Genomic DNA, 24,867 nt, shown 5'->3' on the forward strand with positions numbered 1-24,867 from the left:
GCACTGCCCCCGCCAGCTAAGCGGTCTTGAGCAAGTCTTCTGTGGTTGGTGTCAGTGCTGTTGCCCGTCGGGTCATTGCCTGGTCGACGGCGGTGTGTAGTGCGGTGGTGCTGGTGTAGGCACGGACGGGCATGTCCTGGTACTTCACTGAGCGCCATATGCGCTCGATGAGGTTCAGCTCCGGCGATCGCGGTGGGAGGTAGCACAGGTGGACGCCGATGGCCTCCAGTTCTTCACGCCGTCCCTTGAAGAGTCTGGCGTGGTGGATCTGGGCGTTGTCCATGACGATCGTGCACGGTCTGACCCGCCGCCAACCAGGCGGCGGGTCAGTGAGACTGTCCGTTCCTTTGGGCAGGCGTGCGATGTGCGTGCAGACGAAGTCGAGAACCATCGAAGCGTCAATTTTGTGGTCGACGGCCCTCCACACCAGTTCGGGGCCTGGCCCGCTCTCGCTCAGTGCTCCCAGGACGTTGACCCGCCGGTTCTTGGTGTCCTCCCGCTTGACGACAGCGCGGACACCGGTGCGGGCCCAGGTGAAACCGGTGGGCAGGGTCGGAGAGAACCCGGACTCGTCCAGGCAGTACAGATCCTCGGTACCGGCTTCGGCCCTCAGCCGTACAGCCGTAGGCCCTCCAGCCGCTCCCACGCGGCGGCCTGGAGGGCCGGGCCGGCCTTGTGCCGCAGACTGTCGCGGGTACGTTTCCAGCGGAAACCGTCCCGGTGCAGCAGCACCGACAGCCAGGAAGAATCGACATTTACCCCACGCTCTCGGCGCAGCCACTCCGCCAAAGCGGGCAGCGTCCACGTGGTCCCCTCAGCCGCCGCGGTATCCAGCATCGCCTCCAGCGCGTCCAGGTCCTCGCGCGTCCACCGTGGCGGCCGGCCCGACCGGGGCGCGTCGGCCAGGGCCTCGAAACTTCCGTCAAGGAACCGGCGCAGAGCTTTGCGCACGGTGACCACATGCCGGTCGACAATGGACGCGATCTCGGGAGCGTTGCGGCCCTGGGCCGACAGCCGCACGCATTCCAACCGCACCCGCTCATTCACCGGCAAGTCCCGAGCCCTCAACCGCCGCCCCAACTCCGCCTCATCCTCCGACGAGAGCTCCACCCACAACGGTCCTGCCATTCCAAACCCCCCTCCTGGTATGGCACATACCCAAACAGCACCACACTTCACCAAGACCGCTTAGCCGGTGCTGCGAAACGCGGCGGCTCGTGCTCCACCGTCCGCTCACGCCGGGAAAGCATTCGGCGCAGCGGGGTTTGAACCCCGGCCTCTTCGTCCCGAACGAAAGGCGGGTGTTATGCGCGCCCTCGGTGTTCTGCCGCAGCGCCGTGTCCGTCAGGAACCCGTCGGTGCCTACCCAGCAACACGACGTCGTCGTCCGGTGATGGAGCGGTGCGTAGTGGCGAGTACGCAAGCGTGTGGGCGTCATCAGCGTCGGTGTGGCCCCCTATGACTTGGGCGCTCGGCCTCGTGCACTCCGCGATGCGGTCTGTGAGCTGAAGTTCGACGGCCTCACCAGTAAACCGATCACGACCTGGGAGCTGAGGCTTGCAGGTGATCGAGATGCTGCCGCACTCTGTCGGCGAGGGCCGCATGGAACGGTGCGCGGTTGGCTGCTTGCAGGATTTCGGTACAGGCAGTCAGCTCCCCGACCCGGCCGACCGGAGTGCCCAGGACGTTGCAGAACTCCTTGCGGACCCGTTCTGCGAGATCAGGTGCGGGAAGGGAGTGCAGGTAGAGGGTCGCGGCGTCGTAGCCGGTGGGGGCGGTGCCCCAGCCCTCCCAGTCCATGAGACGCAGCTGAGGTCCGGTGAGGTTGGCCCAGTGGAGGTCACCGTGTGCTGTTGCCCAGGTGATCTCGCGGGAGGTGATGCCGGTGTATTCGGGGACGCGGCGGCGGATGTACTGCTCGCGCACCACCTGGCGGCCGGTGTCGACGCGCGTGAGGTGGTCCAGTGCCTGGTGGAGGTCGTGCCACCAGGCGTCCGGTAGGTCCACGCCGTGGTGGAGAACGGGACTGCGGGACACCGGTGGTGTGTCGACGTGCTGGCAGAGCCCGGCCCGGTGAGCCCAGCCGTCGGCCGACCAGTCCCGCAATCCGAGCAGACGTGGCCGTGGCACCGCGGCAGGTACGGATCGTTCCGCTTCCTTGGGGCCCTCCCACAGCTTCCCGCCTGTTTTGTCCTCGGGTTCGCTGACCAGTCGGAGCCAGGCGAGGCCATCCGGGGCCGTCACAGCCCCGGACAGCGTCCGACCCTCGTATCCCCACACCTTTCCGCCCGCGGCATCGACGGCGTCCAGCAGGACGCAGGCGTGGTGGCGGGCGGAGAGCATGCGGTCCCTGACGGCTGGCTCAGGGGCAGCGAACATCAGGCTTGCTACCCTCGGCGGCTGACGGCGGCGATGTCGGCTGCCACCAGTTCGGATACCAGAGTGGCGACTTGGCCGACGGGGAGCGATGAGGCCAGCCATCCCAGGGGTGCCACCGCCCCGCCGACGGGGAACAGGGGGGCGTGCGGGGAACCGACGCAGCGGTCAGCACTGGACGGGACGGGTAGGTCATCCACTCTTTCTCCGGCCCGGCCGCATCGGGTGGCGGGACAGCGCGGTGGTGTGCTGCGACAGTGTGACGTGGTGGGTGCGCCGCATGAGGTAGGCGCAGCGCCGCGGGCGACAGCTCAGGCGCCGCCGGGAGTTGCCGCGGCACGGGAGCGGGCATCCGTGCGCCGCTTCACGAACCCCACGGCGGCCACCCCGTCGGTCAAGCACATCACCAGGAGATCCGCGGCCACGGCGAAGTCCGCGTAGGACGACGCGTCCCCCACATCCCGCTCGAATTCCGGTTTGACCGCCCCCTCGGGATCCCAGACCACCCGCACTTCGTCGCCGACCCGGTCATCCTCCTCGCAAGAGACGCTCCCCGGCCCCTGGCCCCCTCCTCCGTAACGCAAGACGCACTCGTACGAGGTGGACTTCCCGTGGTGCTCGACGACCCGCGTGACGACGGCCGGCCGTGTCATCCCGCGCACCTCCAGCACATAGGCATGCGACGCCTTGGCGGCCAGCACCAGAGGGGCGAGCACCAGGCCGAGTATCAGCGACAGCAGCACCCCCGGTGGGTCCGGAGCCGGCGACGGAAATGCCCAGAACACCGCCACGGCCAGACCGATGACGGCGACGGCCCCCAGGATGACCGCGAGCAGCAGCATCCAACCGAACGGCGCTACCGCCCCGGCAACGAGCAGAGTGAGTGCCGACGGCGGGATCAGCAGCAGGACGACCAGCCTACGCACCGGGGTACCGGGGCCGCCCGGCCGCAGCCAGCGCCGCTGCGGTACGAGGCGTGGACCGCCTACTCGGTGACGCCCTGTCACCACCTTCTGTTCCCAGCGCACCATTCCCGATCCTCCCCCTGCTCCCGACTCAACCTCACCGCCGCGGGGCATGTGCTTAGTCAGGAGGCCGGACTCCAGGTTCTGACATGGGTGAATTCCATCAAGAGCCCGTCGGGGGGCTTTCCTGCGATGAGCGAGGCGGCGCAGTGCGGTATCAGAATTCTCCGCGACCATCACCATCTGTGAGCCCCCACGACACCACGCCTACAAGTCAGCAGCTGTACCGGAAGCGTCACGGAAGTGCGTGTCCCCGCTCTACCTCCACACGTCCGCCGGAAACTCGTCGACGATATCGGCCATCGTCTCCGCGAGCCCGATGAGTTGGTCGTACGGCTTGTAGTTGTTGATCCATCCGATCATTTGGTTCTCGTGCAGCCGCCAGCCCATCTTGGCGTCGGCCGTCATGTGGATCACTCGCTCGGTGAAAACCGACTTGGCGAAGGCATGGTTGGCGGAGCACATGATCACGTGGGGTTTGCGGCGCGGGGGTAGGTAGACGGGGGTGCCGGCGCGGGGTGGGAGGGGAACCGTGTTGAGCCAGCGCACCAGGCTGGCGACAGAGACCGTGGCGGCGGGCAGCGCGCCCGGCAGAGTCAGCACTGCCACCGAGTACCAGCTGACATCGGTGGCGTGCGGTCCGCCTCTGTAAACGGCAGCGAGGTGGAAGAGCGTCGTCTCATATCCCCGTACCCGCCCTTGTAGCACGTGCCTGGCGTGGTTGCGGAGCGTCCCGAAGGGATATCCGGGTCGTCCGAACTGGCGGTGCCAGTCCCCGGATTCACGCTTCCGGTAGCTGTGCCATTCAGGGTCTTGGCGATATTGACGAACGCTCTTCCGTACCCGCCCCCACATTGCTGTCTGCTCCCCTCAGCCGTCGTAGGCGCCGTCAGGATCGGTTAGTGCGGAGCGAGGCTGGTCAAACGGGCTGTCCGGATGTTTGGCGGTGCGATCGGTCTCGGTGGCATTGGCGTCTCCGTACACCACGCCATTGGTGGCCGCCTCCCGTCCACGATCGAAGTTCGGGCCGGTGTCAGGGTCGCGGTGCCGCCCCCCTCCGCCGAATCCGCCGCGCTCGTACCAGGATTCGCCAGCGTGCACTGCCCCTCCGGCCACCGCGCCGCCGAGGGCACTGGTGATCAGATCGGGGATGAGGCTGTCGGTTGTCTTGTCGCCCGCGTGGTTGTTGGCAATATCGACGCCGTCGGCGGCCATCTGGCCGGCCCCGCTGGTGACCGCACCATGGGCCGCCTTCCCCCAGAATCCCTCCCCCTTGAAGACCTTGCCGAGCCCGCCGGACATATCGTGGCCCAGAGCCTTGCCGCCCGCTCCCAGCAAGGAGCCCGCGCCGCCGGCCATCGCCGCGTCCAGAAAGTCCTGTTTCACGTCGACCTTCTGGCCGGTGAACGCCTGGTTCAGCACGTTTCCGGTGAAGTTACCCGCGGTGTTCGAAGCGAAATCCATGCCGAATTTCAGGTACTTGTTGCCCTCCATCAGTTTGTGAAGGGTCGCCAGGGCCGATTCGACCTCCTTGAGCAGCCTGCCGAGCCGGGCGACGACGGTGCCCGCCTCGGCGACCTCAGCCGCCGCACCCGCGGCGGCCACCAGGTCGGAAAAGCCGGCGGTGATGACGGTCAGTCCGATGCCCACGGCCGCGGTGACCGCGAGCTCCTCCAGGACGCGTTGGACCTGCTTGTTGGTGTCCTCAATATGGTTCGCCGCCTGCTCCAACTCCTTTGCCACTTCTTGGAACCTGGGCAGCGAGTGATCGATCTGCTGTTTGGTGTGCGCCCAGTGGGCGCGGAATCCGGCGGCGGCCTGGCCGTCCCAGTCGGCCTTATCCAGATCCTCCACCTGCCGGTTCAGATCGGCGCTCGCCGTCCGTAGGTCCTGGGCCATCTCCTGCCAGGCCGCGGCGCACTTCCGCAGCACCTCGGGATTCCCGCCGGGTTTGAGGATGTTGAAGCTTTTCTCGATGTGCTGCTGTTCCTCCGCCACCCCCGCTACGCCCCCTTGAACATGGCCGTGTGCTGCGCGTCGGTGGACTCGTATCCGGCCGCCGAGCGGTCGAGCCCGCTGGCGTATCCGGCCAGTTGCCGGCAGAGCTGCTGAAGGCTGTGCACCGTGGCCTTCGTCATTTCTACGTACTGCGCTAGGGCTTCGGTGGATTCGCTGAGCACTCCGAACGCGTCGTCCACGTTCTCCGCCTTGTCGGCAAAGCGTGCGACCTGTTCGTCGAGCCGGTCAGCCGTGTGCGCGAAGCCCTTGGACAATGCACGGAGTTTGTCCGGGTGCACGGTGAAGTGTTCGTGCGTCATGAGTGGCCCCCGACCGGCTCCCGGCGATGAACGTGCTCTCCGTTGGCCTTCTGGATGACGTCGGCTGCGTGGTCCAGCTGCTCGGCGACGGCGGCGAAGTGCGGCAGGGCCTTCTCCGCCTTCTCTTTGGTGTGGCTCCAGCGGGCGTGGAAGGTGTCGGAGGCCGCGCCGATCCAGCTGTCGCCGAGGAGGGTGGCCTCCTGGTCCTGGGCCTCGATCGTGGTCTTCAGGTCGTTGGCCATGCGCCGCCATGCTTCGGCGCAGGACCGGAGTGCGGACGGGTCCGCGTCGGGGGCGAACAGGTCGAAGCTCATCGCGATCTGCTCAATCTCCATCCGCTGTACCCGCTGCTCCTGCTGCTGGTTGGTCATGTCACTTCCCCCAGAACTGCTGAGCCCGCGCGTACTCGGCGCCCTCGTAAGAGGCGACGGCGTGATGCAGACCGGAGGCGTGGTCCCGCAGGTCCGCGGATATCTCTCGAAGGGCCGTCGCCGCATGGCGGGTCATCGGCGCGTACAGGGAGCGGGCCTCGGAGGACCCAGAGCTCGAGCCGAAGGTGTCGGTCACGTTCCCGGCCTGCGCGGCGAACTCACGGACGCGACTGTCGAGATGGTCGGCGGATACGGTTAGGCCCTTGGCCAGCACGGTAGCCGGTTCGGGACGGAAGGAGAAAAAGTTGCGCGTCAAGACTGACCCCCGTGGTGATCTCGTAGCGTTGTCGTGGTGATCATTACGCTCAGGGAGGCTAGGCAGACGGGTCCCGTGGATTGGGCTCACCGGCCACGGATTTCACGGACCCTTGACGGCCAGGGGTAGGTGAGGCGTCGAATGCTGGCCGTTCACCGACCGGATCACGCCACGTCACCGCAGGACAACACCGTGCCAGGCCGCCCCTCACCACCCTCGTTGCGCCTCCGTGGACACGCCGAACACCGTGCCACCCGGCGACGAATGTGACGATGACGAGGCCGGCACGGAGGCACGAGCCGGGAGGCCAGTCCTTGCACACCGGCTTCGTGCCACGTGCGTCGCCAGCGCGCCACGGACCGCTCGGTGTCCTCCAGATGCTTCGCGATCTGCGGCTTCTTTCCCCCGGGTGAACCACTCCGCGGCTGCCGGCTGGATCCGTTCCCCGCAGCGTGAAGGAGGTATCCGCCTCGTTTGAGCAGGCGTCGATCTTCACTTCGTCCGGCCGCTCGATGACGTTGGCCACGGTCGTGTAGAGGAACACCAGCCGTGGGGGCTTACTTTGGCGACCCGCCGGTAGACCGGGAATGTGCCGGTGAGCGTCACGATGACCAGGACAAGGACGACGGTGGCGTCCGGTGACAGCAGACCGACGGCCAGGGCCGCGATGTCCCGGCTGGTACCCCGGGCTGGAGAGGCGCACAGCGGTCGCGGACCAGACCAGTGGTGGGCGCGGCCTCGGGAGGTTGTGGCCGAGGTGAGCAGCATCAGATGGCAGGGGTACTCCTCACCGTTGCAGAGGAAGGTGAGCCCCATGCGGATTTCACATGCCTTGGGCGCGAGGGCGGGCTGTGCGGAGAGGCTCCCTCGGGTGTTCGGCGATGAGCGGCGTGATCCGTGGGGTGTTGATCCAACTCACCTCAGGGACTCGCCCCCCGACCTCCCCCATGGCTGCGCCAATCACGCGGATCGGCAACGTCGCCCACAACCCCGACGTAGGGGCATCCGGCGCTCGGACACCCCCACACCGTTTCCGACCAGAAGCAGGAAGGCCCCGAAGTCCTCGTGCTTCCGGTCCCTCGACTCAGCTGTTGGGACGGAGAGTCCACACCACGGTCATCTCACCCGTGACCGCCTCGTCCTCGCGCTGGATGGCGATGCTCACCGGGAACTCTGGACGCTGCCCCGCGTCGAGTTCCGCGATGACCTCGGCAATCGGGCGCCCCAGCGTGGCCGTGGCCGTCACCGCTCCCTTGGCTAGCTTCTTGTAGCCGATCTCGGCCCGCACCGCCAGCGGGACGGCCCGCGAGAGCTGGTCTCCGAACGCGGAGAGGACGATGGCACCGCTGGCCGACTCAGCCAGCGTAAACATGGCACCCGCATGTGGGCCAGCGATGTGATTGTGGTATTCCGGCTGGTCAGGGAGCCGGAGCACGGCACGCTCCGGAGTGACTTCCAGGAACTCCAGGTTCAGGGTGCGCACCATCGGCACCGTGGTAGCGAGCATCTCGCCGATCGGCGTCTTCTCAACTGTCATGGACTTGATGTTACCCATCAGTAGAATCGCCCGCCATCCCCGCTCCCGGCACACCGCCCGCCCGATAGAAACCCCTCGGGTCACGGAGTCGCCTCACCGCTGGAATCAGCAACTCCGCACGGAACCCCGACGTATACCTATGGGGCATTACGCCCCGGCGTGCGGGCCGCCGACGTGGTTGTGGAAGTCGGGCTGGTCGGCCATGCGGACCACGGCACGCTCGGTGGTGGTCTCGGTGAACTCCAGGTTCAGGGTGCGGACCATCGGCACGGATGCCGCCATCATGTCGCCGATCGACGGCAAGGACTCTGAGGACATGGCGCCATGTTACCTAGCGGTAGCTTAGCTGTGAAGAGGTCATCCCCCACCCCGCCACCGCCCCGCGCCACACACCCCAACCCCCGCCAAAAACCGGGGCATTCCCTCCCCCACCGCACACCCAGAACCCAACCCCGCCGCGCCACCCGGCACCCGGCACCCGGCACCCGGCGGACCAACGCCCACCCGGCCGCACCCCCACAACAGCCCCCAACCTCAATTTCGAAGGCAACACAACGAAGGGAATCAATCACGCTGCGTAAGCGTTGCCGATAAAGAAGAAAGGAGGCACCAGGCAGAAGGCCCCACACCCGAGCGCCTCACCACTGCCCCCTTCACTCTTCACTGCCCCCTTCCCCCTCCGGCTCGGGCGCCTCGGACGCGGAGAGCTGAAGGTCCGAGAGCAGGTCGAGGGGCTGGGCGGCTCTAGGGACTGGGCGACTAGCCGACGCTGAAGGTGCCGTCAGGCGGTACGGGGGACGGGCGCGCCTCGGTGTCTGGCACGGGACGCGCGTCGGCGATCAGGCGTTGCAGGGCTGGGCCGTGTTCGACACGTGCGGGGAAGACGTCGGCGGCGGTACGACGCGCCAGGTCGGCTATCGGGAGCTCCGCGTGCGAGGCGAGCAGCACGGCGTTGCCGAAGCGGCGGCCGCGCAGCACCGACGGTTCCGCGATCACGGCGAGGTGGGCGAAGACCGCGGCGAAGTTGGCGAGTTGGCGACGCAGAAAGTCGAAGGGGGCGCTATCCGCGAGGTTCGCGGCGTAGCAGCCGTCGGGGCGCAGTGCGCGGGCGGCGGCGCGCGCGTACTCGATGGAGGTCAGCTGCGCGGGCACCCGTGAGCCGCTGAAGACATCCGCCACGATCACGTCGACGCCGGCCTCCGGCGCGTCCGCCAAGGCCGCTCGGGCGTCCCGCGCGTGCACCGTGATCCCGGAGTCGTCCGGCAGCGGCAGGTATTCCGTGACGAGGGCGACCAGGCCGCGGTCGGCGTCGATCACGTCCTGCCGCGAGTGCGGGCGGGTCGCGGCAAGGTAGCGAGGCAGGGTCAGCGCGCCGCCGCCCAGGTGCAGCACGTCCAGTGGCTGCCCCGCCGGCGCGGACTCGTCCAGGACGTGCGCGAGCCTGCGGACGTACTCGAACTCCAGGTGGCTGGGGTCGTCGAGGTCGACGTACGACTGCGGGGCCCCGTCCACGGTGAGCAGCCATGCGCGGGGGCGATCGATGTCCGGGAGGAGTTTGGCCGTGCCGTGGTCGACGGCGCGGGTCACGGGGACCGGGTCCTCAGCGGGCGGGGCGGCCGATTCGCGTCGATCACCCTGGTCGGCCGTCGGGGGTTCGTCGGTCCGCGGTGAGCCGTTCGCCGGTGATTCGTTGTGCACGCTGCCATTGTGACGGGCGGGGCGGGGTGACTGGAGTGGGGTGGGGTGAGGTGGGGGCGACTGGAGTGAGGCGGCAGAGCCTCTTGAGGCTAGAGGGGCCTCTTGAGGCTAGAGGGGCCTCTTGAGGCTTGCGGTGCCCCTTGAGGTGGGGCGCCGGGTGATCGGGTGGTGAGGGGTGATCGGGAGGTGAGGTCGGATGGGCGACTGGATGATCAAGTGGTCCAGAGGGCGCGGACTTCCGGGGCGTGGGTGGCTGACTGTCGGCGGCCGGCTCGGGCGGCGTCGGCGCGTTTGGCGGGGTCCAGGACGTTGCGGCCGAACGCCGACCTGGCGGCGCGGTCCGGAGTGATCACGCAGACCCGCGCGCCCTCGCCCGTCAGTCGTGCGCCCTGCGTCCGAGGCGCGACGATCGGGCCACCGCTGACGGCGACGGGGGCGATTGCCACGACTCGGTCGTAGCCCGCGGCCAGGTCCACATTGGCGCTGGAGTGCACTCCGCCGTCCACCCACCGCTTCCCGTCGATGGTCACCGGCGGGTAGACGCCCGGTACGGCGCAGCTGGCGCTCACCGCGTCGAGGAGCGGGACTCCGCTGGTGGCGTCGAACGCGGTGCGCTCCCCCGTCACCGCATCCACCGCGGTGACCATGAGCCGTCGCGCGGGCCAGTCGTGCACGCCCAGGGTCCGGGCGATCCCCCTGCGGTGCGCCGCCTCGGTGACGGTGTGTGCGGTCAGCGCGAGCCGGCCCATCCGGGCGCCGAAGGACACCGCGTTCCGGGAACGCAGCGCGATGGTGGCGAACCGGGCGAACATCGCCGGGCCCATGCGGTCGACCGGCCGTCCGTCCGGCGCGGCCAGTTGGTGCGCGTACAGCTCCTCCAACGGGTGCAGACGGGAGGTCAGTTGCGCGCCGACGATCGATCCGGCGGAGGTGCCGATCACGACATCGGCCCCGCCGAGGTCAACACCCGCCTCCGCGAGCCCGACCAGCATGCCGACCTCCCAGCCGATGCCGGTGAGTCCCCCACCCCCGAGGACCAACGCCGTTCTCGGCATGCGATGACCTTCCTCTCGTGCCCTGGTTCCTCGCCGTCGTGGATGGCCGAAGTTCGCAGCAGCAGTTAGCAGTCGTGGTTGCGGTTGCGGTTGCGGTCATGGTCGTGGTTGTGGTGGTCGTCGTAGGGGACGGGGCCCGGCGGAATCGTAAAGGCGAGGCGCGGAGGTGAACAGTGGCACGGGGAAGCGAACCGGAACGGCGGCCGGGAGGGACGGCGGGACCGACGGAGTCGGGGCCCGTCCGGCCGGGCATGGCCGGACGGGCCCCTGGCGGGCGCCGGGTGGGCCCGGGTGGGTCCAAGCTGGCGGCCGGCCCCGTCCTCCCCCCCTCTGGTCCCCTACGCGGTCAGCCCTCCACGGTGCGGATCGTGCCCGCGCCGACGGTTCGGCCGCCCTCGCGGATGGCGAAGCCGAGGCCCGGCTCCAGCGGTACCGCGCGGCCGAGTTCGACCGTCACGGTCACGGTCTCGCCGGGGCGGGCGACGGCCCGCTCGCCGAGGTCGACGGCGCCGACCACGTCCGCGGTGCGGATGTAGAACTGCGGTCGGTATCCGGTGGACAGCGGCGTGCGGCGGCCGCCTTCCTCGGACGAGAGGACGTACATCTCGGCGGTGAAACGGTGTCGCGGGGTGACGCTGCCGGGCCTCGCGACCACGTCGCCGCGGCGCACCTGGTCGCGGGGCAGGCCGCGCAGCAGCAGCGCGACGTTGTCGCCCGCCTGGGCGGACTCCATGGGCTTGCCGAAGGTCTCCACCCCGGTGACGACCGTGTGCAGCGTCTCCCCGCCCAGTACGGCCACCTGGTCGCCGCAGCGCACCGTGCCGCGTTCGACGGCCCCGGTGACGACGGTGCCGCGTCCGGTGATGGTGAGCACGTTCTCCACGGACAGCAGGAACGGCGCGTCCACATACCGCTCGGGCACCGGGACGTAGGTGTCCACGGCGTCCAGCAGGGCGGAGATCGCGTCGGTCCAGCGCGGGTCGCCCTCCAGCGCGCGCAGGCCGGAGACCCGGACGACGGGCAGGTGCTCCCCGTCGTAGCCGTGCGCGGTGAGCAGTTCCCGCACCTCCAGCTCGACGAGGTCGGTGAGCTCGGGGTCGCCCGCGTCGGCCTTGTTGAGCGCGACGACGACGTGCCGTACCCCGACCTGTTTGGCGAGCAGGACGTGCTCGGCGGTCTGCGGCATGATCCCGTCGAGCGCGGAGACGACCAGGATCGCGCCGTCGAGCTGGGCCGCGCCGGTGACCATGTTCTTGATGAAGTCTGCGTGGCCGGGCATGTCGACGTGGGCGTAGTGCCGGGTGTCGGTCTCGTACTCGACGTGCGAGATCTGGATGGTGATGCCGCGGGCGGCCTCCTCCGGGGCTCGGTCGATGCGGTCGAACGGTACGAACGTGCCGGTGCCCCGGTCGCTGAGGACCTTGGTGATGGCGGCGGTGAGCGTGGTCTTGCCGTGGTCGACGTGGCCCATGGTGCCGATGTTCAGATGCGGCTTGGTCCGGACGTATGCCGTCTTGGGCATGGTGTTCTTCCTCGCGAAATGCGGTGACGACGGCGACGTGGCGCCGTGGGGACCCCTGGTCCGCTCCGACCCTCCCCCTGCGGGGTCCGCCGGACGATCCGGAGAGGGTCAGCTTCGCGCGCCGTCTGCGGCAACGGCGGCCTGGAGGGCTGCCGCGGCGGCGGGAGCGGTGGTGGTGGCTGCGACGGCGAGCGCTGCGGTGTCGGCCAGGCATGCGGCGGGGACGGCACCGTCGATCGCCGGGGCTGCGGCGAGGAATGCGGCGGCAGCCTTCGGCGCGTCCGCGGCGGTCGGTGCGACCGCGGACGGCATCGGAAGAAAGGCGTGCCGGAACATGCGTCATATGGTGCCGGGGCGCCACTCCGGCGTCGAATGATTTACGGCCGCGGGACGGCAGTCGGACAGCACCGCGGCAACAGTGGAACGGCATCGGGACGGCATCGGGACGACGTCTCGCGGGCGCTGCGCGGTCACCCGGTGCGCGGTGCAGGGCGCCGGCGCGCGGCGGACCCGGAGCTGCCGGCTGTCCCGATTCGTGGCCGTGCGGCCCGGATTCCTCCGGCGCGCCGGAGGCGTCGGTTACGCTCCCGGGATGCCCGTCCCCGCCGCCACGCCCGACGGCCTCGCCGCGCGCTGCACGCGTGTGTTGTTCTCGCCCTGGTCGCGGCTTGCCCTGCTGTTGGTCCTGCTGGCCTGCGCCGCGTCGGCGATGCTGCTGTGGCGCCCGCAACAGTTGCTGTCCGGTGGCTGGTCCGCGCAGTGGTCGGGGCCGACGGCGCTGGTGATGTTCGCGGTGGCGTACGGCGTGTGCACCACCGCCTTCGTGCCGCGGCCGGTCCTGAACCTCGCCGCGGGCGCGCTGTTCGGCAGTCAGTCGGGGCTGGTCACGGCGCTCGCCGGCACGGTGCTGGGCGCCGGGCTGGCGTTCGGGCTCGGTCGGCTGCTCGGGCAGCAGGCGTTGCGGCCGCTGCTGCGCGCCCGCTGGCTGACCGCCGCCGACCGGCAGTTGAGCGAGCACGGGTTCCGCTCGATGCTGTTGATCCGGCTGCTCCCGGGGCTGCCGTTCGCGGCGACGAACTACTGCGCGGCGGTCTCCAGGATGCGGTGGTTCCCGTTTCTGGTGGCCACGGCCCTGGGGAGCGTCCCGAATACGGCGGCCTATGCGGTCGCGGGGGCCCGGGCGTCGGCGCCCACCTCGCCGGCGTTCCTGCTGTCCATGGGCTTCATCGCGGTCAGTGGCCTGGTGGCGGTGGCCATCGCCTGGTACAAGCGGAAGGCGTTGCGCGGGGGCTGATCGCACGGCCCGTTCACGCGGGACCGCTTCCTCATGGCCCGTTCACTCGGGAGTTCGTGCCCTGCGGCCCTCAGGACGCGGGTGTTCCGGCGCGGGCGGCGATGTGGGGCGGGAGCGGTGTCTCGGTGCCGAGTGCGGGGTCCGGTTCGGGGGTACCCCATGTGGTGCGGAGCGGGAGGACGCCGGCCCACAGGCCCAGTTCGGCGTCCGGGCCGTCGCCGTCCTCCGGGGCGCCGGTCCTGATCTTCACCGATGCCTCGTCGAGGGACAGGGCGAGCAGGGCGGTGGCGGCCAGTTCCTTGCGGTTGGGCCGACGGGCGTACTCCCATTGGCCGGGTGCGGACTGCTCGGTGAGGCAGCGCAGTCCCGCGAGCTTTTCCTCGTCGTCGGTGACGGGGCGGGGTGCTCCGTAGATCATCGCGCTGCGGTAGTTGACGCCGTGCTCGAAGACCGAGCGGGCCAGCACCAGGCCGTCGACGTGGGTGACGGTCACGCAGACGTCCGCGCCCGGAGAGGAGACGAGGCTGCGGCTGGCGACCGAGCCGTGGAAGTAGAGGGTGGTGCCGTCCGTTCCGTAGACGGTGGGTATCACGCGGACGGTGCCGTCGACGGTCACTCCGAGGTGGCAGACGAAGCCGGCCGCCAGGATGGCGTCGAGTTCGGCGCGGTCGAGGCTGCCTTGTTCGCGGAGCCGGCGGTGTCGGGTGCGGTCGGTTTCGTTCAGTGTGCGGTCCGTGGCGGGTATGGACGTGGTCATGGCGGTCTGCCTGTCTACCTGTCTGCTGTGGGCTGCCGGGGTACGGGCACTGCCGTGCCACGGGCCGGGAGGCGGGCTGTGTACGCGAGTGGGCAGCCCAGCGGGTCTGCCCGTCAGATTAACGACTTCATAATATTCATGCCAGGTATTTCACGGAATTCGTTGCCAAGGAGCTGGACAGCAACCGAATTCGTACAGACTCGGTGGTCAGGAGCTGAGGTGATATTGGGCCCAGGGTTGGTGGGCCGCCGCGGCGGGCTCCTCGTGGGCCGGGGCGATGCTGCCCCAGGGGGCGAGGGCGCTGTCCCAGTCGGAGCTGAGGGCGGTGACGTCGGCAACGGAGTCGGTGGCGGACATCGCGCCCGTGTGCCAGGCGGAGGTCATGTGATGGGCGGCCGGCGCGCCGTTCCAGGTCGCCGACTGCTGGGCGGGGATGGTGTATTCGGCCTCTTGGGCGTCGCCGGGGCCGCGGCGGTGCCGGCCCGCGTAGGTCTCGGTGGGGCCCGGGTAGAAGCGCCCTTGGGCGGACAGTTGCTGGGCGCGGGCGATCAGGCGCGAGAGGTCGAGACCGAATTCGACGGCCAGTTCCCTCAGGTCCACGCCGGTCTGCCAACTGCCGATCAGGACCGCGTCCATGGCGGGCGACCAGTTCTGTTCCGGCGGGACGGCAGGGGGCACCGTAGCGGCCGGGCGACTGCCGGTCGCGGTGAGCGGATCGGAATTGTGGTCGATCACCGGAGCTGGTTCTTCCGGTTCCTTTTCCCTGGGCGGCACGCGGGCAGTGGTGGACAGGAGTTCCTCGGCGACGGCGCGCGCGTCGTCCTTGCCCACTGTGCGCCGGGCGATCCGCACTTCCCGTTCGTTGAGCCCGAACAGCCCGGCCACCGCGCCCGTACTGCCCACCGTCACCGCGAACGCCGCCAGCACGCGGGAGCGGTCGGCCTGCGCCTCGTCAAGTCTGGCCTGCGCTTCCCGGACACGTTCGTCACCACGACAAAACGCTTCTGCCAGTACGGCGTTACGGTCCCACAAATCTCTCGGATCCATACTCAGACAACGCCGCTTCCGTCGGAGGTGATCCGATCTGTCGCTGCAAAGCACCCCAAAGCACCCATCGGACCACCAGATGACAATCACCTCGTAGCGCGGCTGACAATCACGTCGTCGTCCAGGGGCCGCCCTCATCGGCGAGAACTCGATTGTCAGTGCGGCGCGTTACCTTCTGAATCAGCCGGACGTGCCGGGGGTCGGCGGCTCGTACCGGTCGTTCCGACGAGCGGAAGGTGGTACGGGATGCTTCGGGGGCGCGGTGTCGAACGGCGTTACGGCGTGTCGGGGTGGGGCAGGCCGATGGGGTTGGGGAAGGGCAGCACGTCCGCGGCGAGGATGCGGCGGACGACGGGGTGCAGCAGCTCCAGCAGTTCGTCGACTTCCGATGGGGAGTGGGGGCGGAGCAGCCGGGCGGCCAGGCGGTCGGTCTCCTCCTCGATGTGGGTGCGTTCGCGCAGCCCCGACGCGGTCGACGCGCCGTGGGCGTCGAGGAGGTCGCGGGAGCGCAGTCGGTCCGCGGCGGCGGCCCACTCCTCCTCGGTCCAGCCGCGGTCCTCGCGCATGGTGCCCTCGGGCACCCGGCCGGAGGCGGCGGTGAGGACCAGCGCCTCGCAGCCGTCCAGTTCCCGTTCGGCGAGCACCGCCAGATGGGCCTCGCCGCGGAACTCCCGCAGCGCGGTGGTGAGTTGCCACAGGCGTTCCACGGGGTCGGCGTGGTCGCACAGTGCGCGGTTGGCGGCGAAGAGGGGGCGTGCGGTGTCGGGGGCGGCGTCGACGAGTTCCTGGAGGCGGGGCAGCAGTGCGGTGGCGGTCCGGTCCAGGTCCGGGGCGATCCTGCGCAGGGCGTGGGCGGCGCGGATGCCGCGTTCGTCGAGAACGTGGGCGGGGCTGACGATGTGCCACGCGGCGGGCAGCGCGCGGGCCACCATACCCGGGGCGAAGACGCCGAGGACGGCGGTGGCGGCCGCGGGTTCGACAGCGCCCAGGGGCGCGGTGCGGGAGGCGAAGTAGCCCATCCAGAAGCCCTTGAGACCGAGGGACTTGCCCAGGGCCCGGCAGTCGTCGTCGAAGTAGCAGACCGCGTGCAGGGGTTCGGTCATCAGCCAGAGCGATCGTGCCTGCTGTGCCGTGGTCGACTCCATGCTGTGTACTCCTCGGTCGGCTGCTGGAAGTGCGAGGGGCGGTGGGGCGGTGGGGCGGTCCCGGTGGCCTGCGCGGGGCGGTTCCCGGGGGCTCCGTGATCCGCACGCTATCGCCGTCCGGGCGGCGGCGCAGGAGAGCGGCGGGACTTTGCGGACACGCCCTAGGATCACCGACCGCGACGGTCCATGACGGGGCCGCGCGGGAGCGGGAGGGACTCATGGGCATGCGGCACGATGCGGAGGCGGACGTGCGGGCGACGTGGACGGGGACGGGGGCGGAGGAGGAGCGGCTGCGGATGCGGGCGCGCGGGGTGGCGGACGACCGGGAGACGGCGCGGATCGTCGAGAACGCGCTCGACCGGATCGTGGCCGGGTATGTGTTCCCGGAGCGGACGGCGGAGATCGCGGCGTCGATACGGGGCCGGCTGGCCGCGGGGCGTATGACGCACTGGACGGCGCGGAGCTCTGCGCGGCGGTGACCGCGCATCTTCAGGAGGTCTGCCCGGACAAGCACCTCCGACTGCTGTGGCAGGACGAGCCGCAGTCCGTGGCACCGGAGGACGACGACGCGGGCCGGGCGGCCTTCCTCGCCGGGTTGCGGGCGGAGGGGCAGGGCATCCGCGCCGTGGAGCGGCTCGACGGGAACGTGGGCCGGATCGAGCTCCGGCGGATCGCCGACGCCGGTGAGGGCGCTCGGGCGATCGGCGCGGCGATAGAACTGGTCGCGCACACCCGGGCCCTCCTGCTCGACCTGCGGGGCTGCCTCGGCGGCTCGCCCGAGGGGGCGGCCACGTGGCGCAGCTACTTCTTCCCCGACGACCAGGTGCACCTCAACGACATCTACGAGCGGGCCACCGACTCCACCCGCCAGTACTGGACGATGGCGCACCTGCCCGCGCCCCGCTACCTCGACCGGGCGGTGTACGTGCTGACCAGTGCCACCACGTTCTCCGGCGGGGAGGACGTGGCGTACACGCTGCAGGCGCACGGGCGGGCGGTGGTGGTCGGCGAGACGACGCGCGGCGGTGCGCATCCCACCGCCCGGCATCCGGTGACCGCGCACATCACCGTCGCGGTGCCGACCGCACGGACCGTGAACGCGGTGACGGGGACCAACTGGGAGGGCGTGGGAGTCCGCCCCGACCGCCCCGTTCCGGCGGAGCGGGCACTCGCAGTGGCCTACGAGGAGGCCCGGCGGAGCGAGGTGTGAGGCAGGTGCCGGTGCAGCGGGAGCGGCCCCGTCAGGGGCGGCCGCCGGCGCCGAAGCCGGAGTCCCAGGACCAGAGGTGGGCGCAGGTGGGGCACTGGAGGTGCAGCCGGCTGCCCTTGTTGGACAGCAGGTAGCGCCAGTGGTCGGCGCAGGTGCGGCCGTCGCGGCAGGTACCGCAGTCCTGGTGGTCCTGGCAGCGGGGGCAGGGCACCCAGGCGCGGCGGCCGATGTCGGCGGTGGGGTCGATCGGCAGCATGCTCAGCCCTGCTCGGCGGCCGGCAGCACTCCGGCGGCGACCAGCCGGGCGTAGAGGGCCTGCTGGTCGGCGTCGAGGTCGGAGTAGAGGAGCCGCTGCGCCTCCGCCTCGCCCGCCAGCACCGCGACGGGGTCCCAGTCGTCGCCGAGCGCGGCGACGATCTCGGCCCGTCGTCGGGCTTCGTGGCCGGCGAAGTCGAACTCGAAGGTCCCCAGGGAACCGTCACCGGAGATGCCGGTGACGCGGGATATGTCGGCTCCGGAGTCGGAGGAGCCGGTGCGGTCGGTCATGGTGCGCTTCCTGTACCACTCGCGGACGATTCGGACGATTCCCCCCGATCGGACGTGTTTAGCAAGTGGGACGCGACTGAGGAAGCGTCAGCCGGATGAACCCTCCGGATGCGGGCGAGGGAAAGCCGCGGAAGCGCGGAATATCGGGGGCGAGGCGGGAGGCCGGGCGGCGGGGCGTGATGGATGTCATGCCCGGCGCGTCGGATGTCGCGCCCGGCTGGACGGCGGTGGCGGCCGGCGGTCGATGTCGCCCTCGGGCCCGGGCCGGCTATGTGGCCCCGTCCCCCGCATGCGGATGGTCGGGGGTGTGGGGGTGGGGTGGGAGGCGGCGGATGGCGACGGCTGCGGCGTCGTCGGTGAGGCGGCCGTTGGTGTGGGTGAGGAGGTCTTGGCGTAGTTGTTGGAGGAGGTGGTGGGGGGTGTGCTGGGTCCAGGCGGGGGCGCGTTCGGTGAGGGGGTAGAAGGTGCCGTGGGGGTTGCGGGCTTCGGTGACGCCGTCGGTGTAGAGCAGGAGGAGGTCACCGGGGTGGAAGGGGAAGGTTTCGATGGGGTAGTTGGGGGGCCCGGCGAGGGTGCCGAGGCCGATGGGGAGGGCGGTGTGGTGGGGGGTGAGGGGGTGGGCGTGGCCGTTGCGGAGGAGGAGTGGGGGTGGGTGGCCGCAGCTGATGGTGCTCAGTTCGTGGCGGTGGTCGGGGATGTCGAGGAGGGAGACGGTGGCGAAGGTCTCCTCGGCCCCAGCCCCAGCACCAGCACCGGTCCCGGTCCCGGCGTCGGCTTCGGCGCCGACCCCAGTCCCGGTCCCGGTGCTGGGGTTGGTGTTGTCTGCGGTGGTGTGCCATTGGCTGGTGTCCCAGCGGATGGCGCCGTCGAGGTGGCGGGCGAGGCGGGGGAGGGTGGCTTGGCGGTGGGCGGCGGCGCGGAAGGCGCCGAGGATGAGGGCGGCGTGGCTGTAGGCGGGGAGTCCTTTGCCGCGGACGTCGCCGATGATCAGGCGGGTGCTGGCGGTGGTGCGGGCGGCGGCGAAGAGGTCGCCGCCCATTTCTGCTTCTTCTTCGGCAGGGAGGTAGAGGGAGGCGATTTCGAGGTCGCCGCTGTGTGGGGGGAGGGGGCGCAGGAGGACTTTTTGGGCGACGGCTGCCACCGAGCGGCTGCGGGAGAGGCGGCGTTCGTTGCGTTCCCGTACGACGGTGAAGACGAAGACCAGTGCGGAGACCACGATCAGGGCACCGATCTGCGCGTAGAGGTTCTCCGTGAACAACACGCCGCGGGCGAGGCCGACACTCACCTGGGCAGCGACCGCCAGCGTGCCGATCAGGGCGGTCGGGCCGGGGCCGGCCAGGGCGGCGGTGAGGGCGGGGGCGGCGACGAGGAGCGGCCCCAGGTGGATGTCCGCCGGGGAGAGGACGTCGATCACGCAGACCGCGACGATCAGCCCGACCGGGATCAGCATCAGGGCGTGGCTCGGATCCGGTCGCTGGTACAGATGCGTCAGCCGTCGAAAGGGCATGCACCATGGTCGCACTCACATGAGGCAAATGCCCGGATAACCCGATTCACGATGATGATCCCGTGACGTCCCTCGACGCCGGCGCGGTGCCGGTGCCGGGCCCTCCGCTCCGCGTCGCCGCCCCGCCCTCGGCCCGCTACTCGATGACCAGCTCGACGTCGATGTTGCCGCGCGTGGCCTTCGAGTAGGGGCAGAACTGGTGCGTGGCCTCGACGAGCTGCCGCCCCGTCTCGCCCGCCAGGGCCTCCGGGAGCTCGACCCGCATGACGACGGCGAGGCCGAAGCCGGTGTCGTCCTTGCCGATCGAGACCTCGGCGGTGACCGAGACGTCCTTGGTGTCGAGCTTCATCTGGCGGCCGACGTTGGCCATCGCACTGGCGAAGCAGGCGGCGTACCCGGCGGCGAAGAGCTGCTCCGGGTTGGTGCCGGCGCCGTTGCCGCCGAGGGCCGGGGGCATGGCCAGGGCGAGGTCGAGCTGACCGTCGGAGCTGACGGCCCGGCCCTCGCGACCGTTGGCGGTGGCGGCGGCCGTGTACAGCGCGTCCATGAGGGGTCCCTTCGAGCGGGTGGTGGATGAGGGCGGACGGCGCACGATCTCGCGGCCCGCGGTGGGCCGGCCGTGCGATCCGACCGAACACCACACTCGCACGCAATTGAGTTGCGCGCAAGTTAGTTGTGCACAACTCAATTGACCGCGGCGCGTTAACCTGGAGCCATGACCACGCTCCCGGTTTCCGACGCCGAACTGCTCCGCCTCGACCACCAGGTCTGCTTCTCGCTGCACGCCGCCTCGCGGGCGTTCGGCAACGTCTACCGGGACGCGCTGAAGGAGCTGGGGCTGACCTACCCCCAGTACCTGGTCATGCTGGTGCTGTGGGAGCACGGGCCGGAGCCGGTGAAGAGCATCGGCGAGCGGCTGCGGCTGGATTCCGGCACACTCTCGCCGCTACTGAAGCGGCTGGAGACGGCGGGGCTGGTGCACCGGGAGCGCAGCCCCGAGGACGAGCGCTCGGTGATCATCCGACTCACCGGGGCAGGCGAGGAACTGCGGGAGCGGGCACTGCCGGTCCCCCGGCGGATGATGGCCGCCACCGGGCTCACCGTCGACGAACTCCGCACGCTGCGCAGCCTGTTGGGGCGGGTCACCGGCGCGCTCGACGAAGCCTGAGCGCAAGCCGCGGCCCGGCGGGCGCGGCGCGGGGGCGCGTCCCGCAGCCGCCGGCGTCCGACCCGTACCCCGCTGCCCGTTCGAGCGTTAGACAACAAGCTGCCCCCGCGGCGCATGGCGCCCGTAAGGGGGCCTCTCCCCCACTCCGGTGTGCCCCATCACCCCTTTGAGCTACCACGGTTGGGGAACGACCGGGACAAAGGCGTATAAAGGGTGGCCAAACCAGCCGGAGCCACCGGCGAAATCCCGCCCAGAACGCGGTTGGCGGCATCGCCTACGAACAGCGGAGGAGCGCCACGTGAACGCGGCAGAAGTTGTCAACACCTTGCTGGAGGAACGGTTCGGGGTCGCCCGCGGAGAGGTGACCGCGCAGACCCCGCTGCGCCACCTGCGGCTGGATTCCCTCGCCCTGGAAGAGCTCCGGGTGCTCATCGAGGAGCGGTTGGACATCGATCTGGAAGAGGTGTCGCTGACCTCGCGCGACACGGTGGGACAGCTGGTGGCGGCCATCGACGGCAAAGTCGCCGCGTGACGGCCCGCCAGCAGCCGTTCGCCGCGGCCGTGACCGGACTGGGCCTGGTGACCGCCGCGGGGGTGGGGACCAAGGCCACCTGGCACACCATCACCCATGAGGTGGTGCCCGGCAATGTGTCCCAGCAGGCCGAACTCGTCGACCTGCCCTGCGACTTCATGTACACCGCGGCGGATCTGGACACCACCGCGCTCCTCGGTGTGGCCGCCCAGCGGCTGATGGACCGCTTCTCGCAGCTCGCGGTGATCGCCGCCCGGGAGGCGGTCGGCGACGCCGGGCTGGACCCGGAGAGCTGGGACAGCGGCCGGGTCGCGGTGGTGATCGGATCCGCCCACGGCGGGTTGCCGTTCTACGACCAGCAGAGCGCGGCGATGGCCGGTAACGGCGCCCGGCGGGTCTCCCCCAAGCTCGCTCCGCTGACCGTCATCAACAGCGCGGCCAGCAGCGTCTGCATGGACCTCGGGGCGCACGGCCCCAGCCTGGGGGTGGCGACGGCCTGCTCCTCCGGGACCGTCGCGGTGGGCACGGCGCACCAGTTGCTGCGCGCCGGGGCCTGCGACATCGCCATCGCGGGCGGCGCGGAGTCGGTGCTCTCCCGACTGCTGATCGCCAGCGCCTGTCAGATGAAGGCGGTCTCCACGCGGCGCGACGACCCGACCGCGGCCTGTCGCCCGTTCGACGTGGACCGGGACGGTTTCGTCGTCGGCGAGGGTGCGGGGCTGCTGGTGCTGGAGCGGCCCGAGCACGCCCGGGCCCGGCGGGCGCCGATCCGCGCGCAGATCGCCGGCTACGGAGCGTCCAGTGATGCGTACGGGGCGGTGGCGCCGGATCCCGAAGGGCGGGGCGTCGAGCGGGCGCTGCGCAGCGCGCTGGCGGACGCCGACGTCCGGCCCGGCGACGTGGGGCATGTGAACGCGCACGGCACCTCGACGGTGCTCAACGACCGCATCGAGGCGGTGATGTTGCGCAGAGTGCTCGGCGAGCATCCGTTGGTGACGTCGACGAAGGCGATGACCGGGCACACGTTGGGCGCGGCGGGCGGGATCGAGACCGCGTTGACCGTGTTGGCGCTGGAGCAGCAGTTGGTGCCGCCGACCGCCAACCTGACGGTGCCCGATCCCCGGATCCCGATCGACGTGGTGCACGCCGAGGCCCGGCCGGCGGCGTTCGACTGTGCGGTCAAGACGTCGCTGGGGTTCGGGGGCCACAATGCGGCGCTCGTCCTGACCCGCGGCTAGGGCCCCTCCGGTGGATCGGGGCGCCCGGTCGTGATCCACCGGTCGCGCCCCGGGGCATGACCGGTGCTCCGGGCCCCATCGAGCCTCTCCCAGAAGGAAAGCCATGTCCGAGGAAGTGATCCGTTCCTTGTCGGTGCGCGGGGTGTCGTACGCGTACCGGGTGTTGCGGCGGCCGGATCGGTGCGTCGAGCCCGTCATGGTGTTGGGCGGTGCGTTGCAGGGGATGTTCGGCTGGCCGCAGATGGAGGACCGGCTGACGCCGGTGGCGGACGTGGTGACCGCGGATCTGCCCGGGATGGGCGGCGCGGAGGCGCTGCCGCCGGGCCCGAGCATCGAATTGCTGTGTACGGCGATCCTGCGGATCATCGACGATCTCGGCGCCCCGCGGATCAATCTCTTCGGCTTCTCCTACGGGGCGGGCCTGGCCTTCGGGTGCGCCCGGCGGTTCCCCGGGCGGATCGCCCGGCTCGCGCTGGGCGGGGTGCCGTCGCACATCACCGAGGGGCAGGTGGCGCACTGGCGGCGGGCCTCGCGGTTCCTCACGGACGGGGACACCGACACCTTCGCGACGATGGTGGCCGAGGGGCTGCTGTGTCGGGACGAGAGCCGGTCGGTGACCCGGCGGGAGCTGGCGTACCGCTATGTACGGCGGGCGATGTTGCAGGCGGCGCTGCACTCGCCGCACGCGGTGGACTCGCTGCGCCGGGCGCTGACCGACCGGCCGGACTTCTCGGGGGGCCTGTCCGGCATCCCCGCGCTGGTCTTCAGCGGTGAGCACGACACGGTGACCCCACCGGCCCGGCAGCGGGATTTCGCGGCGACGATCGCGGGCAGCCACTTCCTGAGCATTCCCGACGCGGACCACTGGGTGGTGCTGGAACGCCCGGCGGAGGTCGCGGAGCTGGCGGTCCGCTTCTTCACGGACCGGCCGCTGGGGACGGTGGCGCGCCAGGCCGCGACGGGGGCGGGAGCGGTCGCCGATCCGGCGTGGGCGTGAGCGGAGGGACCCGGCGGCCACGTGCCGTAGCCGGGTGACCACGCAGTGGCGGGGCCGGGGTCGCCGGAGGTGGCGGACCGGCCCCGCCGGGCTGTGACCGGGGGCACAAACCGCCGCGTCCGGAGGGGTTCTTGAGGGCTTCCGGCGGTGACGCCCAGCACGCGACGTACGTCACGTACGACGCGGGCTAGTCGGGTCCGGGGGTGGTGCGGGCCGGAAATCGCAGGCCCTATTACGGACATCTCGCCCGAACGCACGAAGATGGGTAGTACACGACATCATTGCCATCATCCCGGGCCGGCGCTAACCATGTTTGCCGTACCACCGAGAACGGGCCTGCGGACCCCGCCAGAGCGGCGAGCGCGGCACTGACCCTCGGTTCCGACAAACGCCACCGATGGCCACCTCCCCGCCACCACGCCCTGGAAGAGGTCACCCCCGCATGCCCATGCCCCACTTCTCCCTGCCCCGCTCCGTCCGCCTGACCCGCACGCACAAGGTCTCCGCGGCGCTGGTGGCCTCCGCGAGCTGCGCGGCCGCCCTGGCCATGACCGCGGCGCCGAGCAACGCCGCGTCCCCGGCCGCCCACGCATCCGCCGTGGTCAAGCCGGTCGGCGCCAACGGCCTGCCGGTCGCCGCGAAGGAGCAGGCCGGCACGGAGGCCAAGGAGCAGGACCGCACGGTCGCCGCTTCGGTCTCGGACGGCCTGAAGGTGACCGCGGTCGCCGAGCAGGGCCACGCCGCCCAGCAGGCCGCCAACCGCTCCGCCGAGCGCACGGAGATCGCCAAGGAGGCGCCGAAGGCCGCCCCCAAGGCCGCCGCGCCGAAGAAGTACGCCGACAACCTCGACGGCTGGATCCGCCAGTCCCTGGACATCATGCAGTCCAAGGGCATCCCCGGCAGCTACGAGGGCCTGCACCGCAACATCATGCGCGAGTCCAGCGGCAACCCGTACGCCATCAACGACTGGGACATCAACGCCCGCAACGGCATACCCTCCAAGGGCCTGCTGCAGGTGATCCAGCCCACCTTCGACACCTACCACGTGTCCGGCACCGCCCATAACCTCTACGACCCGGTGGCGAACATCACCGCCGCGGCCAACTACGCGGCGCACCGCTACGGCTCGATCGACAACGTCAACTCGGCTTACTGAGGCGGCCTTTCGCGCCTCCGAGGCGCCTACTGACGCCCATGGCGATGGCCCT

30 protein-coding genes are annotated in these 24,867 nt (G+C 70.5%); 8 read left to right on the forward strand and 22 right to left on the reverse strand.

What is annotated here, in order from left to right; all coding sequences use genetic code 11:
* Positions 1–16: 16 nt before the first annotated feature.
* From JNO44_RS38115 to JNO44_RS38185, 15 genes are all read right to left on the reverse strand, one after another.
* Positions 17–646, reverse strand: coding sequence for a transposase (locus JNO44_RS38115; protein ID WP_205368573.1), 630 nt, complete (start codon positions 644–646; stop codon positions 17–19).
* Positions 610–1,128 carry a helix-turn-helix domain-containing protein gene (locus tag JNO44_RS38120; RefSeq protein ID WP_205360206.1) on the reverse strand — a complete coding sequence of 173 codons (519 nt, stop codon included), beginning with the start codon at positions 1,126–1,128 and terminating at the stop codon, positions 610–612. Before JNO44_RS38120 ends, JNO44_RS38115 begins: the two co-directional genes overlap by 37 nt.
* A gap of 408 nt (positions 1,129–1,536) precedes the next feature.
* Entirely contained in the window at positions 1,537–2,379 is an 843-nt protein-coding gene (locus JNO44_RS38125; protein WP_205368574.1) for a hypothetical protein, read from the reverse strand.
* A 308-nt stretch (positions 2,380–2,687) separates the two neighbouring features.
* Positions 2,688–3,302, reverse strand: coding sequence for a hypothetical protein (locus JNO44_RS38130; protein ID WP_205368575.1), 615 nt, complete (start codon positions 3,300–3,302; stop codon positions 2,688–2,690).
* A gap of 357 nt (positions 3,303–3,659) precedes the next feature.
* A complete protein-coding gene (locus JNO44_RS38135) occupies positions 3,660–4,010 on the reverse strand; it encodes a hypothetical protein (RefSeq protein ID WP_205368576.1) in 351 nt (116 codons plus the stop codon).
* Positions 4,011–4,271: 261 nt separating this feature from the next.
* Positions 4,272–5,399, reverse strand: coding sequence for a WXG100 family type VII secretion target (locus JNO44_RS38140; protein WP_205368577.1), 1,128 nt, complete (start codon positions 5,397–5,399; stop codon positions 4,272–4,274).
* Positions 5,400–5,404: 5 nt separating this feature from the next.
* Positions 5,405–5,719, reverse strand: a complete 315-nt coding sequence (locus JNO44_RS38145) for a WXG100 family type VII secretion target (RefSeq protein WP_205368578.1) — start codon at positions 5,717–5,719, stop codon at positions 5,405–5,407.
* The gene (locus JNO44_RS38150) at positions 5,716–6,090 is read right to left on the reverse strand and encodes a WXG100 family type VII secretion target (protein WP_205368579.1); all 375 of its coding nucleotides are present in this window, start codon (positions 6,088–6,090) and stop codon (positions 5,716–5,718) included. Before JNO44_RS38150 ends, JNO44_RS38145 begins: the two co-directional genes overlap by 4 nt.
* A gap of 1 nt (position 6,091) precedes the next feature.
* A complete protein-coding gene (locus JNO44_RS38155; RefSeq protein WP_205368580.1) occupies positions 6,092–6,406 on the reverse strand; it encodes an ESX-1 secretion-associated protein in 315 nt (104 codons plus the stop codon).
* A gap of 1,084 nt (positions 6,407–7,490) precedes the next feature.
* Positions 7,491–7,943, reverse strand: coding sequence for a DUF4442 domain-containing protein (locus JNO44_RS38160; protein WP_205368581.1), 453 nt, complete (start codon positions 7,941–7,943; stop codon positions 7,491–7,493).
* 147 nt (positions 7,944–8,090) lie between these two features.
* Positions 8,091–8,261, reverse strand: a complete 171-nt coding sequence (locus tag JNO44_RS38165) for a DUF4442 domain-containing protein (RefSeq protein ID WP_403417769.1) — start codon at positions 8,259–8,261, stop codon at positions 8,091–8,093.
* Positions 8,262–8,702: 441 nt separating this feature from the next.
* Positions 8,703–9,530 carry a spermidine synthase gene (locus tag JNO44_RS38170; protein ID WP_240168033.1) on the reverse strand — a complete coding sequence of 276 codons (828 nt, stop codon included), beginning with the start codon at positions 9,528–9,530 and terminating at the stop codon, positions 8,703–8,705.
* 323 nt (positions 9,531–9,853) lie between these two features.
* A complete protein-coding gene (locus JNO44_RS38175) occupies positions 9,854–10,696 on the reverse strand; it encodes a patatin-like phospholipase family protein (RefSeq protein ID WP_205368583.1) in 843 nt (280 codons plus the stop codon).
* Positions 10,697–11,042: 346 nt separating this feature from the next.
* On the reverse strand, positions 11,043–12,218 hold the full coding sequence (tuf, locus tag JNO44_RS38180) for an elongation factor Tu (protein WP_205368584.1): 1,176 nt from the start codon (positions 12,216–12,218) through the stop codon (positions 11,043–11,045).
* A 108-nt stretch (positions 12,219–12,326) separates the two neighbouring features.
* A complete protein-coding gene (locus JNO44_RS38185; protein WP_205368585.1) occupies positions 12,327–12,554 on the reverse strand; it encodes a hypothetical protein in 228 nt (75 codons plus the stop codon).
* Positions 12,555–12,810: 256 nt separating this feature from the next.
* On the opposite strand from JNO44_RS38185, the gene JNO44_RS38190 reads away from it, so the two are divergent.
* Entirely contained in the window at positions 12,811–13,512 is a 702-nt protein-coding gene (locus tag JNO44_RS38190; protein ID WP_205368586.1) for a TVP38/TMEM64 family protein, read from the forward strand.
* Between the two features lie 70 nt (positions 13,513–13,582).
* On the opposite strand, the gene JNO44_RS38195 is transcribed toward JNO44_RS38190, so the two are convergent.
* The 3 genes from JNO44_RS38195 to JNO44_RS38205 all read right to left on the reverse strand — a co-directional run bounded on the left by JNO44_RS38195 (position 13,583) and on the right by JNO44_RS38205 (position 16,461).
* The gene (locus JNO44_RS38195; protein ID WP_205368587.1) at positions 13,583–14,269 is read right to left on the reverse strand and encodes a pyridoxamine 5'-phosphate oxidase family protein; all 687 of its coding nucleotides are present in this window, start codon (positions 14,267–14,269) and stop codon (positions 13,583–13,585) included.
* Positions 14,270–14,476: 207 nt separating this feature from the next.
* The gene (locus tag JNO44_RS38200) at positions 14,477–15,196 is read right to left on the reverse strand and encodes a hypothetical protein (protein ID WP_235095210.1); all 720 of its coding nucleotides are present in this window, start codon (positions 15,194–15,196) and stop codon (positions 14,477–14,479) included.
* 395 nt (positions 15,197–15,591) lie between these two features.
* Positions 15,592–16,461: an SCO6745 family protein gene (locus JNO44_RS38205; RefSeq protein WP_205368589.1), complete on the reverse strand. Its 870-nt coding sequence runs from the start codon at positions 16,459–16,461 to the stop codon at positions 15,592–15,594.
* A gap of 224 nt (positions 16,462–16,685) precedes the next feature.
* Here JNO44_RS38205 and JNO44_RS44145 point away from each other — a divergent pair, with 224 nt between their 5' ends.
* Positions 16,686–16,940, forward strand: a complete 255-nt coding sequence (locus JNO44_RS44145) for a hypothetical protein (protein ID WP_240167854.1) — start codon at positions 16,686–16,688, stop codon at positions 16,938–16,940.
* A complete protein-coding gene (locus JNO44_RS38210) occupies positions 16,937–17,671 on the forward strand; it encodes a S41 family peptidase (protein WP_240167855.1) in 735 nt (244 codons plus the stop codon). Before JNO44_RS44145 ends, JNO44_RS38210 begins: the two co-directional genes overlap by 4 nt.
* A gap of 31 nt (positions 17,672–17,702) precedes the next feature.
* On the opposite strand, the gene JNO44_RS38215 is transcribed toward JNO44_RS38210, so the two are convergent.
* The 4 genes from JNO44_RS38215 to JNO44_RS38230 all read right to left on the reverse strand — a co-directional run bounded on the left by JNO44_RS38215 (position 17,703) and on the right by JNO44_RS38230 (position 20,271).
* On the reverse strand, positions 17,703–17,927 hold the full coding sequence (locus JNO44_RS38215; protein ID WP_039630171.1) for a hypothetical protein: 225 nt from the start codon (positions 17,925–17,927) through the stop codon (positions 17,703–17,705).
* 2 nt (positions 17,928–17,929) lie between these two features.
* Positions 17,930–18,217 carry a DUF6400 family protein gene (locus JNO44_RS38220; RefSeq protein ID WP_235095206.1) on the reverse strand — a complete coding sequence of 96 codons (288 nt, stop codon included), beginning with the start codon at positions 18,215–18,217 and terminating at the stop codon, positions 17,930–17,932.
* Positions 18,218–18,485: 268 nt separating this feature from the next.
* A complete protein-coding gene (locus JNO44_RS38225; protein ID WP_240167856.1) occupies positions 18,486–19,724 on the reverse strand; it encodes a PP2C family protein-serine/threonine phosphatase in 1,239 nt (412 codons plus the stop codon).
* A gap of 136 nt (positions 19,725–19,860) precedes the next feature.
* A complete protein-coding gene (locus JNO44_RS38230; protein WP_205368590.1) occupies positions 19,861–20,271 on the reverse strand; it encodes an organic hydroperoxide resistance protein in 411 nt (136 codons plus the stop codon).
* Between the two features lie 168 nt (positions 20,272–20,439).
* Here JNO44_RS38230 and JNO44_RS38235 point away from each other — a divergent pair, with 168 nt between their 5' ends.
* The 5 genes from JNO44_RS38235 to JNO44_RS38255 all read left to right on the forward strand — a co-directional run bounded on the left by JNO44_RS38235 (position 20,440) and on the right by JNO44_RS38255 (position 24,815).
* Positions 20,440–20,892 (forward strand): MarR family winged helix-turn-helix transcriptional regulator, encoded by a 453-nt coding sequence (locus JNO44_RS38235; protein WP_039630175.1) that lies wholly within the window; start codon positions 20,440–20,442, stop codon positions 20,890–20,892.
* A gap of 298 nt (positions 20,893–21,190) precedes the next feature.
* A complete protein-coding gene (locus tag JNO44_RS38240) occupies positions 21,191–21,424 on the forward strand; it encodes an acyl carrier protein (protein ID WP_039630177.1) in 234 nt (77 codons plus the stop codon).
* Complete coding sequence (locus JNO44_RS38245) at positions 21,421–22,662, forward strand: beta-ketoacyl-[acyl-carrier-protein] synthase family protein (RefSeq protein WP_205368591.1); 1,242 nt, start codon at positions 21,421–21,423, stop codon at positions 22,660–22,662. The genes JNO44_RS38240 and JNO44_RS38245 overlap by 4 nt, the downstream gene beginning before the upstream one ends.
* A gap of 103 nt (positions 22,663–22,765) precedes the next feature.
* Complete coding sequence (locus JNO44_RS38250; protein WP_205368592.1) at positions 22,766–23,659, forward strand: alpha/beta fold hydrolase; 894 nt, start codon at positions 22,766–22,768, stop codon at positions 23,657–23,659.
* Positions 23,660–24,107: 448 nt separating this feature from the next.
* Positions 24,108–24,815 (forward strand): transglycosylase SLT domain-containing protein, encoded by a 708-nt coding sequence (locus JNO44_RS38255; RefSeq protein WP_205371280.1) that lies wholly within the window; start codon positions 24,108–24,110, stop codon positions 24,813–24,815.
* The last annotated feature ends 52 nt before the right edge of the window (positions 24,816–24,867 follow it).

The organism is Streptomyces noursei, from assembly GCF_016917755.1.
Lineage (GTDB): Bacteria > Actinomycetota > Actinomycetes > Streptomycetales > Streptomycetaceae > Streptomyces > Streptomyces yunnanensis.